Source organism: Streptomyces sp. NPDC041968, from assembly GCF_055589025.1.
Map to the genome: position 1 here is coordinate 298,863 of NZ_JBVJCB010000004.1, position 13,831 is coordinate 312,693.

Genomic DNA, 13,831 nt, shown 5'->3' on the forward strand with positions numbered 1-13,831 from the left:
CGTCACGGTCCCGCACGACCGTCACCACCCGCACCACCTCCATGACACCCGCGTCAGAGCCGACGTGTAACCGACCGGAGGGACGCCGCCGTGGCCGACCACCCTGTAGACGAAAAACTCCCGCCCCTGAAGATGGCGACAACCGGCCTGCAGCACGTGGCCGCCATGTACGCCGGAGTAGTCGCACCACCCCTGATAGTCGGCGCGGCCATAGGGCTGTCCGCGACCGAACTCACCTTCCTGACCGGCGCCTGCCTGTTCACTGCCGGCCTCGCCACCTTCCTGCAGACCCTCGGCATCTGGAAGATCGGTGCCCGGCTGCCCTTCGTCAACGGCGTCACCTTCGCGGGTGTCGCCCCCATGACCGCGATCGTCGCCTCCACCGAGGACAAGTCCGACGCGCTGCCGATCATCTTCGGCGCCGTCATCGTCGCCGGACTCATAGGCTTCTTCGCGGCCCCCTTCTTCAGCAAGGCGATCCGGTTCTTCCCCCCGGTCGTCACCGGTACGGTCATCACCCTGATCGGCATCTCCCTGCTGCCCGTCGCCTTCGGGTGGGCGCAGGGCTCCAGTCCCGAGGCGGACGACTTCGGTTCCTCGACCAACCTGGGCCTGGCGGCGATCACCCTCGTCGTCGTCCTGCTGCTGCGCCGCTTCACCCGCGGCTTCGTCAAGCAGATCGCCGTGCTGCTCGGCCTGGTCGCGGGCACGATCATCGCGATCCCCTTCGGCGTCACGGACTTCGGACCGGTCGCGGACGCCAGCGTCGTCGGCTTCCCGACCCCGTTCCACTTCGGCGCCCCGCAGTTCCAGCTCGCCGCGATCCTCTCCATGTGCGTGGTGATGGTGGTCTCGATGACCGAGTCCACCGCCGACATGCTCGCCCTGGGCGAGATCGTGGACCGCAAGGCGGACGAGAAGACCATCGCGGCCGGCCTGCGCGCCGACACCCTCGGCTCCGCGATCAGCCCGCTGTTCAACGGCTTCATGTGCAGCGCCTTCGCGCAGAACATCGGCCTGGTCGCGATGACGAAGATCCGCAGCCGCTACGTCGTCGCCGCGGGCGGCGGCTTCCTGGTGCTGATGGGCCTGTGCCCCATGGCGGCCTCGCTCATCGCCGTCGTGCCCCGCCCGGTCCTCGGCGGCGCCGGCGTGGTCCTCTTCGGCTCCGTCGCGGCCAGCGGCATCCAGACCCTGGTGCGGGCGAGCCTCGACAAGGACAACAACGTCCTGATCGTGGCGGTCTCCCTGGCCGTCGGCATCATCCCGATCGCGGCCCCGGAGTTCTACCACTCGTTCCCGGAGAACGCGAAGATCATCCTCGACTCCGGCATCTCCACCGGCTGCCTGGCCGCCGTCGTGCTCAACCTGGTCTTCAACCACCTGGGCAAGGGACAGGACGCGGAGGACGTGACCCATCCGATGGAGGCGGGGGAGGAGATCACCGGCGCGACCGCGACCCGGGCCCCGGCCGGGACGTGAGCCCCGCACCGGGTGAGCCCCGGGCGTTAGGCGGGCCGGCGCCTCCATCGGAGGCGCCGGCCCTCACCTGTCATGGCTCCCGCGGGTCACCTGCCCCGTCCGGCACGCTCCCGCAGGACCGCCGCGGCCAGCACCAGCGCCGCGGCCGCGACCGCCACCGCCACCCGGAAGGCCAGCTGGTACCCCTCGGCCGTCGCCACCACCGGAGCCGCGCCCTCGCCGACCAGCCCCTCGGTACGGTCCGCGGCCAGCGTCGACAGCACCGCCAGCCCCAGCGAACCACCCACCACCTGCGTGGTGTTGAACAAGCCGGAGGCCAGCCCCGCGTCCTCCTCGCGGACCCCGGTCATCGCCAGCCCCGTCAGCGCGGGCATCGCGGCGGCGAACCCGACGGCCAGCAGCAGCATCGGCGGCAGCACGTCGGGGACGTACGAGCCGTCGACCGGGGCCCGGCTCAGCAGCGCCAGCCCCGCGACGATCAGCACGAGTCCGGCCATCAGCACCCGGTACGCACCGAACCGACCGACGGTCCGCGCCGAGAACCCCAGCATCAGCACCCCGATCGCCACGGGGGCCGGCAGGAACGCCGTGCCGGTGGCGAGTTCGCCGTAACCGAGCACCCGCTGGAGGTACAGCGCGCCGATGAACTGGAAGCCGTACATGGCCGCCACCATCAGCACCTGCACCGCGTTGGCGCCGGTCAGCAGCCGGGAGCGGAACAGCCGGAGCCGCAGCAGCGGGAGGGCGGCGCGTGCCTGCCGGACGGCGAAGGCGGCGAACAGGGCGAGGGAGAGGAGGGCCAGGACCGCCGTGGTGGAGGCGCCGAGATCACCGGCGCCGACGATGGTGTACACCGTCAGCATCAGCGCGCCGGTGACCAGCGCCGCGCCCGGGTAGTCGGCGCCCCGGACCGAGCCCGCGGAGGCGTCCGGGGCGAGGACGCGGACGGCCGCCAGCCAGGCGGCGACACCGATCGGCAGATTGATCAGGAAGATCCAGTGCCAGTTCAGCGCCTCGGTGAGGGCCCCGCCGAGGAAGGTGCCGAGCGCCCCGCCCGCCGCGCCGACCGCGCTGAAGACGGCGATCGCCCGGGCCCGCTCGCGCGGTTCGGGGAAGAGCGCGACCACCATGCCGAGCACCACCGCCATGGTCATCGCCCCCGCGACGCCCTGGAGCGCCCGCGCCGCGATCAGCAGCCCCTGGTCGGTGGCGACGCCGCACAGCACGGACGCCACGGTGAACAGGGCCAGTCCCGTGGTGAACATCCGCTTGCGGCCCACCAGGTCGCCCAGCCGACCGGCCAGCAGCAGCAGGCCGCCGAACGGGATCAGGTAGGCGTTGACCACCCAGGCGAGTCCCGGGCCGCTGAAGCCGAGGTCGGCCTGGATCGCGGGCATGGCGACGGTGACGATGCTGCCGTCCAGGATCGTCATCAGCGCTCCCGCGCACAGGACGACCAGGGCCCGCCACCGCGAGGCTGCTCCGGACTGTGGCCGGGCCGGGGACTCGATCATGGTCGTCATGGCGACGGGGCCTCCGCTTGTCGTGGTTCCCAGGTGCACTGCTTGTGACGGAGACCATCGTGGGTAACCCTGGGGACCGGCATAAGGAGGCAGTTCGATGTCCCAGAGGAACACCGGTGTTACGTCCCAGGCAGTCAACGCGCACGCGTGCCCGGTGCGCGAGGTTCTTGACAGGGTGGCGGGCAAGTGGAGCGTCCAGATCCTGGTGGCCGCCGCGCCCGGCCCCATCCGCTTCACCGAACTGGAGCGCAGCATCGAGGGCATCAGCCGCCGCATGCTGACGCTGACCCTGCGCAACCTGGAGCGCGACGGACTCGTCGTGCGCACCGTCCATCCGACCGTACCGCCGAAAGTCGAGTACGAACTGACGGAGGTGGCCCTGGAGTTGTACGAATCGCTGCGGCACCTGACGAACTGGGCCGAGCGCAACCGCGTCTACATCGCCGAGGCCCGTGCGGCCTATGACACCGAGCACCGGCCGGAGCTGGTGGACGCCTGAGCGCGGCGTCGGATCACAGGCCGAACAACCCCGGGTCCGACGCCAGTTCCCGGAAGCGCTGCCGCGGATCGGCCACCAGCTTGCGGGCGGTCAGGTCCATGAGCCCGCCGACGGCCTCGATCTCGGCGGCGACGGTGCCGTCCGCCTTGCTCAGGACCTGCACGATCCGGAAGGTCTTCCCCTCACCCCACTCGAAGACACAGGACACCTCGACCTCGTCACCGGCGAGCAGCTCCCGCCGGTAGCGGATGGTCGTCTCCAGCGCGACCGGGCCCACACCCCGGGCGACCAGGTCGGTCTGCCGGATGCCGGCCGCGCGGAGCAGCGACCAGCGGGCGTGCTCGGCGTAGTTCAGGTACACGGCCTGGTTCAGGTGTCCCTGGGTGTCGGTCTCGTACCCGCGGACGGTCACGGGGACGGAGAACGGTTCGCTCACGGGTTTCGCCTCTTCTCGTACCGGGACGGCGGATGCCGCCCCGCCGATCCTGACACGGGTGGCTCAGACCTTCCGAGGGGAGGCCAGCAGGTAGCGCTCGCGCGTCCGCGGCTCGGTGTGCTCCCCGACCTGCCAGCCCGCCTCCTCCAGCGTCGCCGCGCAGTCCCGCAGCGCCGCGCCGTCGGGTTCGTGCACGGCGACCGCCTCGGGCTGCGGTGTCGCCCGCACCCGGTACCCGGCGCCACCGTCCGGCCCCGCCGGGCGACGGCCCGCCGCCTCCAGGGCGAGCGCGGCGGCCTGCACGAGGTGCGTACGCTCCCAGGCGCAGGGCCGGTCCCTGCTCCCGTCGGAGTGCGTCATCCGGCGCAGCTCCAGCAGCCCCTGCCAGGCGCCGCGCACCTCGCGCAGCCGCGCCGGCCCGGCCTCGCCCGGCACGGTCTCCTCGCCGCCCACCCGCGCGGCGAAGACCCCGCCCGCGGCCGGTGCGGCCGGCTCGGGGGCCGGGGCCGCCGCGGGCCCGGCCGGCGCCTCGCGTATCCGGTGCCCGGCCGGGGTCAGGAAGTGGTCGTGCGGCGGGCGCGGGTGCCGGAAGGCCAGCCCGCGCTTGACCAGCGCCTCAAGCTGCGTCCGCGTCCCCCGCAGGCGGCCGGTCACGGGGTCGGCGGCGTCGATGACCCGCCGCTGCGCGGCGGTGGGCGAGGGGGCCACGGCGTCTCCTTCCGCCACCGGTTCCGTCACCGGTGACGCCTTCGAAGACTACGACGGAGGTCTGACATTCCAGGCGGCGACCACCGGCCGCCCGTGCTCGGTGCCCAGCCGGCACAGCGTGCCCGTGCCGAGCTGGAACAGCGCCCCGTGGGACGGCTCCAGCCCCAGGTGCCGCGCGGTCAGCACCCGCAGGAAGTGTCCGTGCGCCACCAGCACCACGCAGCCCTCGGTGTCGGCGAAGGCGGCCTCGACCCGGGCCAGCACCCGGTCGGCGCGCTCACCCACCTGCTCGGGCGTCTCCCCGGGGTGCTCCGGGGGCCCCGGCGCGACGCCGTCCGTGAACAGGAACCAGTCCGGACGGCTGCGGTGGATCTCGACCGTCGTGATCCCCTCGTACCCGCCGTAGTCCCACTCGTGCAGGTCCGGATCGATCCGCACCCCGTGCAGGCCGATCAGCTCGGCGGTCTCCCGGGCCCGCTGGAAGGGGCTGACGAACGCGGCCCCGATCCGGTGGGACCGGATCAGCGGCACCAGGCTCCGCGCCTGCTCCCGCCCCTGTTCGGTCAGTGGAACGTCCGTCAGCCCGGTGTGCCGCCCGGAGCGCGACCACTCGGTCTCACCGTGCCGGACGAGAAAGAGATCACCCATGGCCCCAGGCTATGCGTCCGCACCGGGCATCGCGCACCGCGGTGCCCGGCTCACTGCCGGTACCCGCCCAGGAACCGCCCGATCCGGCCGATGGCCGCCTCCAGGTCGTCCGCGTGGGGCAGGGTGAGGATGCGGAAGTGGTCGGTGCCCGGCCAGTTGAAGCCGGTCCCCTGGACCACCTGGATCTTCTCGCGCAGCAGCAGGTCCAGGACGAACCGCTCGTCGTCGTGGATCGGGTGCACCTTGGGGTCGATGCGCGGGAAGGCGTACAGCGCGCCCTTGGGCTTCACGCACGAGACGCCCGGGATCTCGTTCAGTTTCTCCCAGGCGACGTCGCGCTGTTCGCGCAGCCTGCCGCCGGGCGCGGTCAGCTCGTGGATCGACTGGCGGCCGCCGAGCGCGGCCTGGATGGCGTACTGCGCGGGCGCGTTGGCGCACAGGCGCATGGAGGCCAGCATGGTCAGGCCCTCCAGGTAGTCGCGCGCGTGCTGCCGCGGCCCGGTGACCACCAGCCAGCCGGAGCGGAAGCCCGCCACCCGGTAGGTCTTGGACAGCCCGCAGAAGGTCAGGACCACCAGGTCGGGCGCGAGCGCGGCGGCCGAGTGGTGGACGGCGTCGTCGTACAGGATCTGGTCGTAGATCTCGTCGGCGAAGACCATGAGGCCGTGCCGGCGGGCGAGGTCGAGGATGCCCTCGACGATCTCCTTGGGGTAGACGGCCCCGGTGGGGTTGTTGGGGTTGATGACGACGACCGCCTTGGTGCGGTCGGTGATCTTGGACTCCATGTCCGCGAGGTCCGGGTACCACTCGGCCTGCTCGTCGCAGAGGTAGTGCACCGCCCTGCCGCCCGCGAGGGTGGTCACCGCCGTCCAGAGGGGGAAGTCGGGGGCGGGGATCAGCACTTCGTCGCCGTCCTCCAGCAGCGCCTGGACGGCCATGGAGACGAGTTCCGACACGCCATTGCCGAGGAAGACGTCGTCGACGCCGACCTCCAGGCCGAGGCCCTGGTAGCGCTGGGCGACGGCCCGGCGGGCGGAGAGGATGCCGCGCGAGTCGGTGTAGCCGTGCGCCTGCGGCAGCATGCGGATCATGTCCTGGAGGATCTCCTCCGGCGCCTCGAAACCGAAGAGAGCGGGGTTGCCGGTGTTCAGGCGCAGCACGCTGTGCCCCGCCTCCTCCAGCGCGTTGGCCTGCTCGATGACCGGGCCGCGGATCTCGTAACAGACCTCGCTGAGCTTGTTCGACTGCCGGAACTCCATGCGGCGCTTCCCCTCCGGTGACTGGTGTTGCTTGGTTTTACCAAGTGAGAGCTTGGAAAGTCCAACAACTTGTCTACACTGCGTCGCATGCCACCTCGCCGAAGCTACGACCAGTACTGTTCCGCCGCCCGCGCGCTCGACGCCGTCGGCGACCGCTGGACCCTGCTGATCGTCCGGGAGCTGCTCGCCGGTCCGCGGCGCTACACCGACCTGCACGCCGACCTGCCCGGCGTCAGCACGGACGTCCTCGCCTCGCGGCTGAAGGACATGGAGCAGGGCGGCCTGGCGACCCGGCGGCGGCTGCCCCCGCCGGGAGCGGCGTACGTCTACGAACTCACCCCGCGCGGAAGCGCGTTGCTGCCGGTGCTGGAGGCGCTCGGTGTGTGGGGCGCCGGCGAGCTGGGGGAGCGGCGGCCCACGGACGCCGTGCGGGCGCACTGGTTCGCGCTGCCGCTGCGGCGCGCCCTGCGGGAGGCGGGGGCCGGTGAGGAGGTCGTCGAGGTCGGGCTGGACGAGGGGGAGTTCCACCTGTACGCGGGGGCGGACGGACAGGAGCCGGTGTACGGCGACGGTCCCGCCCCCCGAGGCGCCGGCGCCCGGATCGTGCTGGACGCCCCGACCTGCGCGGCCATCGGCCGCGGCGAGCTGAGCCTGCGGGACGCGGTGCGGGACGGCCGCGTGGAGGTGACCGGGGAGGGCACGGCGGCCAAGGCGCTCCGCGAGGGCTGACGCGGAGGAAGGCCCGCCGGTGAGCGGGCCTTCCGAGGTGGGGCGGCCGGTGTGCGGCCTTCTGGAGCCGGTCAGCCCGTGAGCGGGCCTGATGCAGGGTCAGGCCGTCCGCGGGTCACGTTGTCGGCGGCACCCGGCTGGGCCGCCCCGAGCCGCGGGTCAGGGCGTATCCGCCCACGCCCGCGAGCGCGGCCAGCACACCCCCGATCCCGGTCCACACCCACCGGTCGGACCACCAGCCGGAGGACCAGCCGTCCTCGGGCTCGATCGCGGACAGCACGGCGCCGCGGTCGGCGCCGTCCTCGTCGGCGTCCGGCCGCACGGCCGCGCCCGGCACCAGCGGCTCGGACAGCGAACCGTCCACCGCCGACGCCCCGCCCATGTCCATGGAGTCCACCTCGACCTCCGCGCCCACCCGGACGCCGAGGTCGGACGTCGGCAGGTCCACGACCGTCAGCCGGACGTAGTACGTCCCGGGCAGCGGGTCGTTCGCCCACGGCTCGGACCAGGCACGCACGGTGCGCAGCACGCAGGCCAGTTCCACGGAGCCGGCGTCCGCCGCCGCCGTGCGGGTCTGCGCGCCGTACTGGCAGGCCTGGCGGCGCCGCAGACCGTCGTAGACGTCGACCCGCCAGGTCTCGGCGGCGTGTGTCTCGGGCAGTCTCACCGTGGCCCGCACGGTGGGGCGCTGTCCGGCGTCGGCGGGGAACGACCAGTACAGGTAGTCGCCCGCGGCGCCGCTCGCCGTGGCCGGCCGCCCCTGCTCGATCTCGGCCGCCGTGCGGAAGGAGGTACCCGCCGCCGTCGGCGCGCCCCCGTCCTCCGACGGGCTCGCGGAGGGCGACGCGTCCGCCGCCGCGGGCGACGCGGCGACGCCCAGCAGGACCGCGGCGGCCGTCAAAACGTGTCCGACACGCATCAGTTGGTCCTCCAGACCGCGAACCGCCAGCGCGACAGCCAGCCCCACAGCAGGCCGGCCAGGAAGCCGACGAGCACCAGCACGCCGAGCAGCCACCAGCCGCGTCCGAGGCCGAAGGAGGCCACGTCGTCGGCGTCCGACGGCCCGTCCACGACGTCGACGGTCAGCTCCAGCGGCAGCCCGGGCGTGGTCTTCACGCCCGCGGCGACGGAGAAGGAGTGGGTGACCTGGAGGCACACGGTCTCCGCGGCCGGCTTGTCCGCGTCCGCGTCGTCGCGCTCCGCCTTCGGATAGCGCAGGCCCGTGGAGATCACGTCCGTACGGCCGTCGCCCGTCGCCTCGCCGCGCACGATCTCCCGGCCGTGCACCGTGACCGCCCGCAGCAGCACGCCGTAGGACGGGTTCACCGCCCGGTCGGCGCCCACGCTCACCGAGGCGCGCACCTCCTGTCCGGGCAGCACGTCCACCCGGTACCAGCGCTGCTGCCCGAACTCCGCGCGGTCGGTGTACAGCCCCGACTCCAGCGTCGGCGCCTTCGCGCAGGTGCCGGCGCCCTCGGTGGCGACCGGGGTCACCACCGGGTCGGCCGCCCGGTCCACCAACTGGTTGACCCGGTCGGTGAGTTCGTCGGTGTGCTCGATGGAGGTGTACGTCCCTCCGGTCGCCTCCGCGATGCAGCTGAGCTGCTGCCGCATCGTGGCGTTCGGGACCAGGCCCAGCGTGTCGATGGTCAGCCCGATGCCCTTGGCGGCGATCTCGCGGGCCACCTCGCACGGGTCGAGCGGGGCGCAGGTGTCCTCGCCGTCGCTGATCAGCACGATGCGCTTGGAGCCGTCGCCGCCGTCGAGGTCGTCGGCCGCCGCCAGCAGGGCGGGGCCGATCGGCGTCCAGCCGGTGGGCGCCAGCGTCGCCACGGCGGTCTTGGCCTCGGTGCGGTCCAGCGGTCCCACCGGGTAGAGCCGCGCGGTGTCCTTGCAGCCGGTCCTGCGGTCGTCGCCCGGATAGTCGGCGCCCAGGGTCCGGATGCCCAGCCGCACCTCCTCGGGCGTCGCGTCGAGCACCTCGTTGAACGCCTGCTTCGCCGCGGCCATCCGCGTCCCGCCGTCGATGTCCCGGGTCCGCATCGAACCGCTGACGTCGAGCACCAGGTCGACCTTCGGCGCGTCCTCACCCGTGGGTTCACCGGCCGACGCCCCGGCCGGGAAGGCGATCCCGGCCGCCAGCGCGGCGACCAGGGCACAAGCGCCCGCCGCCAGCCGTGTTCTTGTGATCATCGGCGGATCTTATGGATCAACGGGGCCGGGCTCCAAAACGAGACCGCGCCGACGTCCCGGCGTCACTTCCAGTCCAGCGGATTGGGCAGCTGTGCCCACTGGTCCCCGCCGCTCCCGGGCGAAGTACGCATCAGGGTCAGCGCCTTGACCGGCAGCGGCGCCCCGCACAGGGCCGCGAGGTCCGGGGTGCGCGGCAGTTCCCGCACGGCCGTCCCCAGGGCGTCCCGCAGCGCCGCGCCCGAGCCCGCGACCGACGCCAGCGCGCCCCCCACCAGCGAACCGAACACCTTGCGGCGCAGGGCGTCCGGATCGTCCGTGAGCATGCGGGAGGGCAGCTCGGGGGCCGGGACACCGTGGCGGGCCAGGCGGGCCGGCGAGACCCGGATGTCGGCCAGGTCGCGGTAGACCAGGCGCAGCGGCTCGCCCGTCGCGGACAGCACCACCAGGAGGTTCTGGCCGTGCGCCTCCAGGGCCACGCCCAGCTCCAGCGCGCGCAGCCCCACGGTGAGCGCGAGACGGGCGAGGCGGGCCGTCCACCGCGGCGAGCGGGGCAGTTCGGTGGTCGCCAGCGCCGCCACCGGGACGACGTGCTCGCCCGCGGCCGCGTACACCCGCGGCGACTCGCGCAGTACGGCGGCGAGGTCGGGGGAGTGGGCGGTGGCCGCGCCCAGGGTGCGGGTCACGTGGAGCAGGCCGTCCGCGCGTGCCGCCAGCTCCTCACCGAACGACGACAGGGTCGCCGACGCGGCGACGGAGGCGACCGAGATGTCCCGCACCGAGGACGTCAGCCGGGCGCTCAACGCGGTCTTGACGTGCGGTCCGCCGGGCACCGCGAGGGTGCGCAGGGACATCAGCGGATGCGCGGCGAGCCGTCCCTCGCACGGTCGCCGGAGCACGTGCGCGGCCTGCCACGGATGCACCGGCAGCAGGATCCGCGCACCGTCCCGCAGCTCCCGCGGCCACGCCCCCGTCACCAGGCATCCGGTCTCCGCCACCGGCACCAGGCCGAGCCCGACCACAGGCCCGTGCTCGGGCCCGTACGCGAGCTGTTCGGCCACCGAGAAGCCTGGACGGGCACGGCAGTTGGGGTGGAAGGGATGCCCGTCCACCACCCGCTGCTCCCAGGCCCAGTCGGTCCGCGGCCACTCGTCCGGGTGATCCTCGCGGGCCGCGTGCGACAGGGCCAGCGACGCGGCACTGTGCCCGAGTTCGGCGGCGAACCCCGCGGAACGCGGTACGGCGAGGTCGGTCATCAGCCGCGCCGGATCGCCGTACGCGACCTCGTCCAGCCGTACGACCCGCACGTACGGGTCCGTGCGGTACGGGTCCGCGGCCGGACCGGCCAGCCGTCGGCCGTCCCGGAGGCGCAGGACGAGTTCCCCCGGGGCCGGTTCGCGGCCCGCGATCCACGGCATCGGCTCGTGGGCGAACGCACGCCAGAGCCGGGAGAGCACCGCGGCGCGGGCGCCGGGCAGTTCGGCCACGAACCGGGCCACGAGAGCGGGGCGCACGGCCGCCAGCTCGTCGGCTACCTCGGCCTCGGTGGCGCAGGGACGGTGCACGGGCGGACTCCTCGGGTAGGGACGGGACGGCACTGCTCGGGAACGACGACAGACATACTGATCGTCTCCACCCTTTGACAGACCGTAGGGAACGAGTGGAACGCGTGGATTTCCTGCCCCCGCCCACCGGCGCCGACGCCGCACCCCGGGACGATGTCGCCGATCGCGCCGACGCCTACGCCGCGGTACCGCTGCTCAACTGCCTGCTGCGCGAAGTGGCCGAACCGCTGCCGGACGCCGGCGCCCGGCCGGTGTACCGGCTCCCCGGCGGCCGACTGCTGCGGGTGCGGCCAGGCCGGCGGCCCGCCGAGCCCGAGGTGTACGCGGCGGGCGGATGGCACCGCGCCGGCCACGCCGAGCTGGTGAAACTCGTCGCCGAGGAACTGCGCCGGCACACCGGACTGCCCAACCACGAACTGCCCACCGAGATGACCGACAGCCGCGACGCGGTGGCCGCGCTGCTGACGGCCCGCGCGCGGGCGACCCCGCCCGTGGACCCGTACGTCCGTTCCGAGCAGTCCCTCCTCACCGGCCACACCCACCACCCCGCCCCCAAGGCGCGCGGCGGCGGACCGCACGCCGACTGGCTGCCCTACGCGCCCGAGGCGCACGCCCGCTTCCCGCTGGCCCTGCTGGCCGTGCGCGAGGACACGGTCGTCGACGAGGGGGACACCACCGCGCTGGACGCCCTCGGCGAAGCCCCGCCCGGCTACCGGATGCTGCCCGCCCACCCCTGGCAGCTCCGGCTGGCCTCGGCCGCCCTGGCCCCGGCCTTCGCCGACGGGCGGATCCGCCGGCTCGGCACCACGGGCTTCCCCGTCTGGCCGACGGCCGCGGTACGCACGGTGTACGCCCCCGCGTACCCGCCGGGGCGCGACCTGTTCCTCAAGTTCAGCCTCGACGTCCGCATCACCAACGACATCCGGCGCCTGTGGCGGCACGACCTGCTGAGACTGCGCCGCACCGACACGGCGGTCAGCGAGGCCTTCGACGCCATCGGCCCCCCGGCGGCCTGGCTCGCCGACCGCGGGCACCGCACCACGGACTTCGCCTTCGAGGAGCTGGCCGTCGTCGTGCGGGACGGACTGCGCGGCCGCGTCCTGCCCGGCGCGACCCCGCTGCTCGCCGCCGCTCTGGTGGAGGGCTTCCCGGGCAGCCCGCTGGAGCGCACCGCGGACCCGGCCGCCTGGTGGGAGGCGTACCTCGCCGCCGTCGTCCCGCCCGTGCTGACCGCCTTCGCCGACGACGGCGTGGTCCTGGAGGCACACCTGCAGAACACCCTGGTCGCCGTGGACGCCGGCGGCACCCCGGTGCAGGCCCTGTTCCGGGACGCCGAGGGCGTGAAGCTGCTGCCGGACACCTCCCGGGCGGCCGGCTGGGAACGGCTGGTCTACTGCCTGGTCGTCAACCACCTCTGCGAGATCGCCGGCGCCCTGGCCGAGCACCATCCGGGCCTGGACCCCTGGCCCGCCGCGCGCCGCGCCCTGGCCCGGCACGACCTGCCCGAGATCCCCGCGCTCCTCGCCTCGCCCAGCCTCCCCGGCAAGACCAACCTCCTGCTCCGCTGGACGGGCGCGGACGGCGCCGACGCCCGCTACCGGCCGCTGCCCAACCCGCTGCGGGAGCCCTGAGGGGCGGGGACGCGGTCGTCCCCGGGCGCGCGGGGGGCGGGCGTCCGCGAGGTCGGCGGTACGGGGCGTACCGGGACGGCCGGCCGGCCGTGTCCGCGCCACGCTCCGGGGGACCGCTCGTCGATCTGTCACGCTTGGTCACTATGCTCGGGCGGTGCCGGAGCCCGGAGGCGGCGACCGAGCGGTTCCGGACGGGCCGGGGAGGAGACAGGATGCTGAGGAGCGTCAGCGCGACACGCTACGTCACGCCCCTGCACGCGGGCGGCTCCGTCCCCGGTGTCGTCGAGGCCGACGACCTCGGGACCTACGTCGTCAAGTTCACCGGCTCCGCGCAGGGCCGCAAGGCACTGGTCGCCGAGGTGATCGTCGGGGAGCTGGCCCGTGAGCTGGGGCTCAGGGTGCCCGAGCTGGTCCTCGCCCACTTCGACCCCAAGACCGCCGCCGACGAGCCGCACCAGGAGGTGCGGGACCTGCTGAACGCGAGCGCGGGACTCAACCTCGGCATGGACTACCTGTCGGGCGGCGCCGACCTCACGCCCGAGCTGGCGAGGGACTTTCCCGTCGGCCCCGGGGAGGCCGGCCGCGTCGTCTGGCTGGACGCCCTTACCGTGAACGTCGACCGGACCGTGCACAGCTCCAACCTCATGGTCTGGCCCACCCTCGGCGTGGCGCCGGCCCGGCTGTGGCTCATCGACCACGGCGCGGCCTTGGTCTTCCACCACCGCTGGGACGCCTCCGCGCCGGAGAAGGCGTACGACTTCCGCCACCACGCCCTGGGCCGGTACGCGCCGGACGTCCGGGCGGCCGACGCCGAGCTGGCGCCGAAGGTGACGGAGGAGCTGCTGCGTGAGGTGGTCGCACGGGTGCCGGACGACTGGCTGACCCGCGAGGCCGGCTTCGACACCCCGGACGAGGTCAGGGACGCCTACGTCGGCTGGCTGTCCGCGCGGGTGCGCGCCTCGCGCGACTGGCTGCCCACCGACTTCCCGTCCCGCGAGGAGCTCGCCGCCGAGGACGCCGCCCGCGCGGCCCGTACCCGGCGCGGGCGTCCCGACTGGCTCAAGCGGGTCCCCGACCTGCACGGCAAGCCCTCCGCCGCGCCGGACTGGTCCCGGCACCTGTCCTGAAACACAGGCCCGCGCCCCCGGTGCTGTGCGGTAC

At 73.9% G+C, this 13,831-nt stretch carries 13 protein-coding genes; 5 read left to right on the forward strand and 8 right to left on the reverse strand.

Annotated features, from left to right (window positions below):
- Window positions 1–90 precede the first annotated feature (90 nt).
- Complete coding sequence (locus ACZ6EG_RS12320) at window positions 91–1,482, forward strand: nucleobase:cation symporter-2 family protein (protein ID WP_391968499.1); 1,392 nt, start codon at window positions 91–93, stop codon at window positions 1,480–1,482.
- Between the two features lie 86 nt (window positions 1,483–1,568).
- On the opposite strand, the gene ACZ6EG_RS12325 is transcribed toward ACZ6EG_RS12320, so the two are convergent.
- Window positions 1,569–3,005, reverse strand: a complete 1,437-nt coding sequence (locus tag ACZ6EG_RS12325) for an MFS transporter (protein WP_391968498.1) — start codon at window positions 3,003–3,005, stop codon at window positions 1,569–1,571.
- Window positions 3,006–3,102: 97 nt separating this feature from the next.
- On the opposite strand from ACZ6EG_RS12325, the gene ACZ6EG_RS12330 reads away from it, so the two are divergent.
- On the forward strand, window positions 3,103–3,504 hold the full coding sequence (locus ACZ6EG_RS12330; RefSeq protein ID WP_391968497.1) for a winged helix-turn-helix transcriptional regulator: 402 nt from the start codon (window positions 3,103–3,105) through the stop codon (window positions 3,502–3,504).
- A 13-nt stretch (window positions 3,505–3,517) separates the two neighbouring features.
- On the opposite strand, the gene ACZ6EG_RS12335 is transcribed toward ACZ6EG_RS12330, so the two are convergent.
- The 4 genes from ACZ6EG_RS12335 to ACZ6EG_RS12350 form a co-directional block, all read right to left on the reverse strand.
- The gene (locus tag ACZ6EG_RS12335) at window positions 3,518–3,940 is read right to left on the reverse strand and encodes an acyl-CoA thioesterase (protein WP_366766378.1); all 423 of its coding nucleotides are present in this window, start codon (window positions 3,938–3,940) and stop codon (window positions 3,518–3,520) included.
- A gap of 63 nt (window positions 3,941–4,003) precedes the next feature.
- Entirely contained in the window at window positions 4,004–4,648 is a 645-nt protein-coding gene (locus tag ACZ6EG_RS12340) for a hypothetical protein (RefSeq protein WP_391968496.1), read from the reverse strand.
- A gap of 48 nt (window positions 4,649–4,696) precedes the next feature.
- Window positions 4,697–5,296, reverse strand: coding sequence for a histidine phosphatase family protein (locus ACZ6EG_RS12345; RefSeq protein WP_384692055.1), 600 nt, complete (start codon window positions 5,294–5,296; stop codon window positions 4,697–4,699).
- Between the two features lie 50 nt (window positions 5,297–5,346).
- Entirely contained in the window at window positions 5,347–6,555 is a 1,209-nt protein-coding gene (locus ACZ6EG_RS12350) for a pyridoxal phosphate-dependent aminotransferase (RefSeq protein ID WP_391968495.1), read from the reverse strand.
- Between the two features lie 87 nt (window positions 6,556–6,642).
- On the opposite strand from ACZ6EG_RS12350, the gene ACZ6EG_RS12355 reads away from it, so the two are divergent.
- Entirely contained in the window at window positions 6,643–7,284 is a 642-nt protein-coding gene (locus ACZ6EG_RS12355; RefSeq protein ID WP_391968494.1) for a winged helix-turn-helix transcriptional regulator, read from the forward strand.
- Between the two features lie 115 nt (window positions 7,285–7,399).
- On the opposite strand, the gene ACZ6EG_RS12360 is transcribed toward ACZ6EG_RS12355, so the two are convergent.
- From ACZ6EG_RS12360 to ACZ6EG_RS12370, 3 genes are all read right to left on the reverse strand, one after another.
- The gene (locus ACZ6EG_RS12360; RefSeq protein ID WP_469603975.1) at window positions 7,400–8,203 is read right to left on the reverse strand and encodes a hypothetical protein; all 804 of its coding nucleotides are present in this window, start codon (window positions 8,201–8,203) and stop codon (window positions 7,400–7,402) included.
- Complete coding sequence (locus tag ACZ6EG_RS12365; protein WP_391968492.1) at window positions 8,203–9,477, reverse strand: VWA domain-containing protein; 1,275 nt, start codon at window positions 9,475–9,477, stop codon at window positions 8,203–8,205. Before ACZ6EG_RS12365 ends, ACZ6EG_RS12360 begins: the two co-directional genes overlap by 1 nt.
- Before the next feature lie 62 nt (window positions 9,478–9,539).
- Window positions 9,540–11,039: an IucA/IucC family protein gene (locus tag ACZ6EG_RS12370; protein WP_469603978.1), complete on the reverse strand. Its 1,500-nt coding sequence runs from the start codon at window positions 11,037–11,039 to the stop codon at window positions 9,540–9,542.
- Window positions 11,040–11,134: 95 nt separating this feature from the next.
- On the opposite strand from ACZ6EG_RS12370, the gene ACZ6EG_RS12375 reads away from it, so the two are divergent.
- Both ACZ6EG_RS12375 and ACZ6EG_RS12380 read left to right on the forward strand, forming a co-directional pair.
- Window positions 11,135–12,670, forward strand: coding sequence for an IucA/IucC family protein (locus ACZ6EG_RS12375; protein ID WP_391968490.1), 1,536 nt, complete (start codon window positions 11,135–11,137; stop codon window positions 12,668–12,670).
- Between the two features lie 212 nt (window positions 12,671–12,882).
- Window positions 12,883–13,797: a HipA family kinase gene (locus ACZ6EG_RS12380; protein WP_391968489.1), complete on the forward strand. Its 915-nt coding sequence runs from the start codon at window positions 12,883–12,885 to the stop codon at window positions 13,795–13,797.
- The last annotated feature ends 34 nt before the right edge of the window (window positions 13,798–13,831 follow it).

What these genes read in the sequence shown, in the direction of transcription:
- ACZ6EG_RS12365 (WP_391968492.1), bottom strand. Translation starts at nt 9,477, where the DNA reads ATGATCACAAGAACACGGCTGGCGGCGGGCGCTTGTGCCCTGGTCGCC.
- ACZ6EG_RS12325 (WP_391968498.1), bottom strand. Translation starts at nt 3,005, where the DNA reads ATGACGACCATGATCGAGTCCCCGGCCCGGCCACAGTCCGGAGCAGCC.
- ACZ6EG_RS12345 (WP_384692055.1), bottom strand. Translation starts at nt 5,296, where the DNA reads ATGGGTGATCTCTTTCTCGTCCGGCACGGTGAGACCGAGTGGTCGCGC.
- ACZ6EG_RS12360 (WP_469603975.1), bottom strand. Translation starts at nt 8,203, where the DNA reads ATGCGTGTCGGACACGTTTTGACGGCCGCCGCGGTCCTGCTGGGCGTC.
- ACZ6EG_RS12355 (WP_391968494.1), top strand. Translation starts at nt 6,643, where the DNA reads ATGCCACCTCGCCGAAGCTACGACCAGTACTGTTCCGCCGCCCGCGCG.
- ACZ6EG_RS12330 (WP_391968497.1), top strand. Translation starts at nt 3,103, where the DNA reads ATGTCCCAGAGGAACACCGGTGTTACGTCCCAGGCAGTCAACGCGCAC.
- ACZ6EG_RS12350 (WP_391968495.1), bottom strand. Translation starts at nt 6,555, where the DNA reads ATGGAGTTCCGGCAGTCGAACAAGCTCAGCGAGGTCTGTTACGAGATC.
- ACZ6EG_RS12380 (WP_391968489.1), top strand. Translation starts at nt 12,883, where the DNA reads ATGCTGAGGAGCGTCAGCGCGACACGCTACGTCACGCCCCTGCACGCG.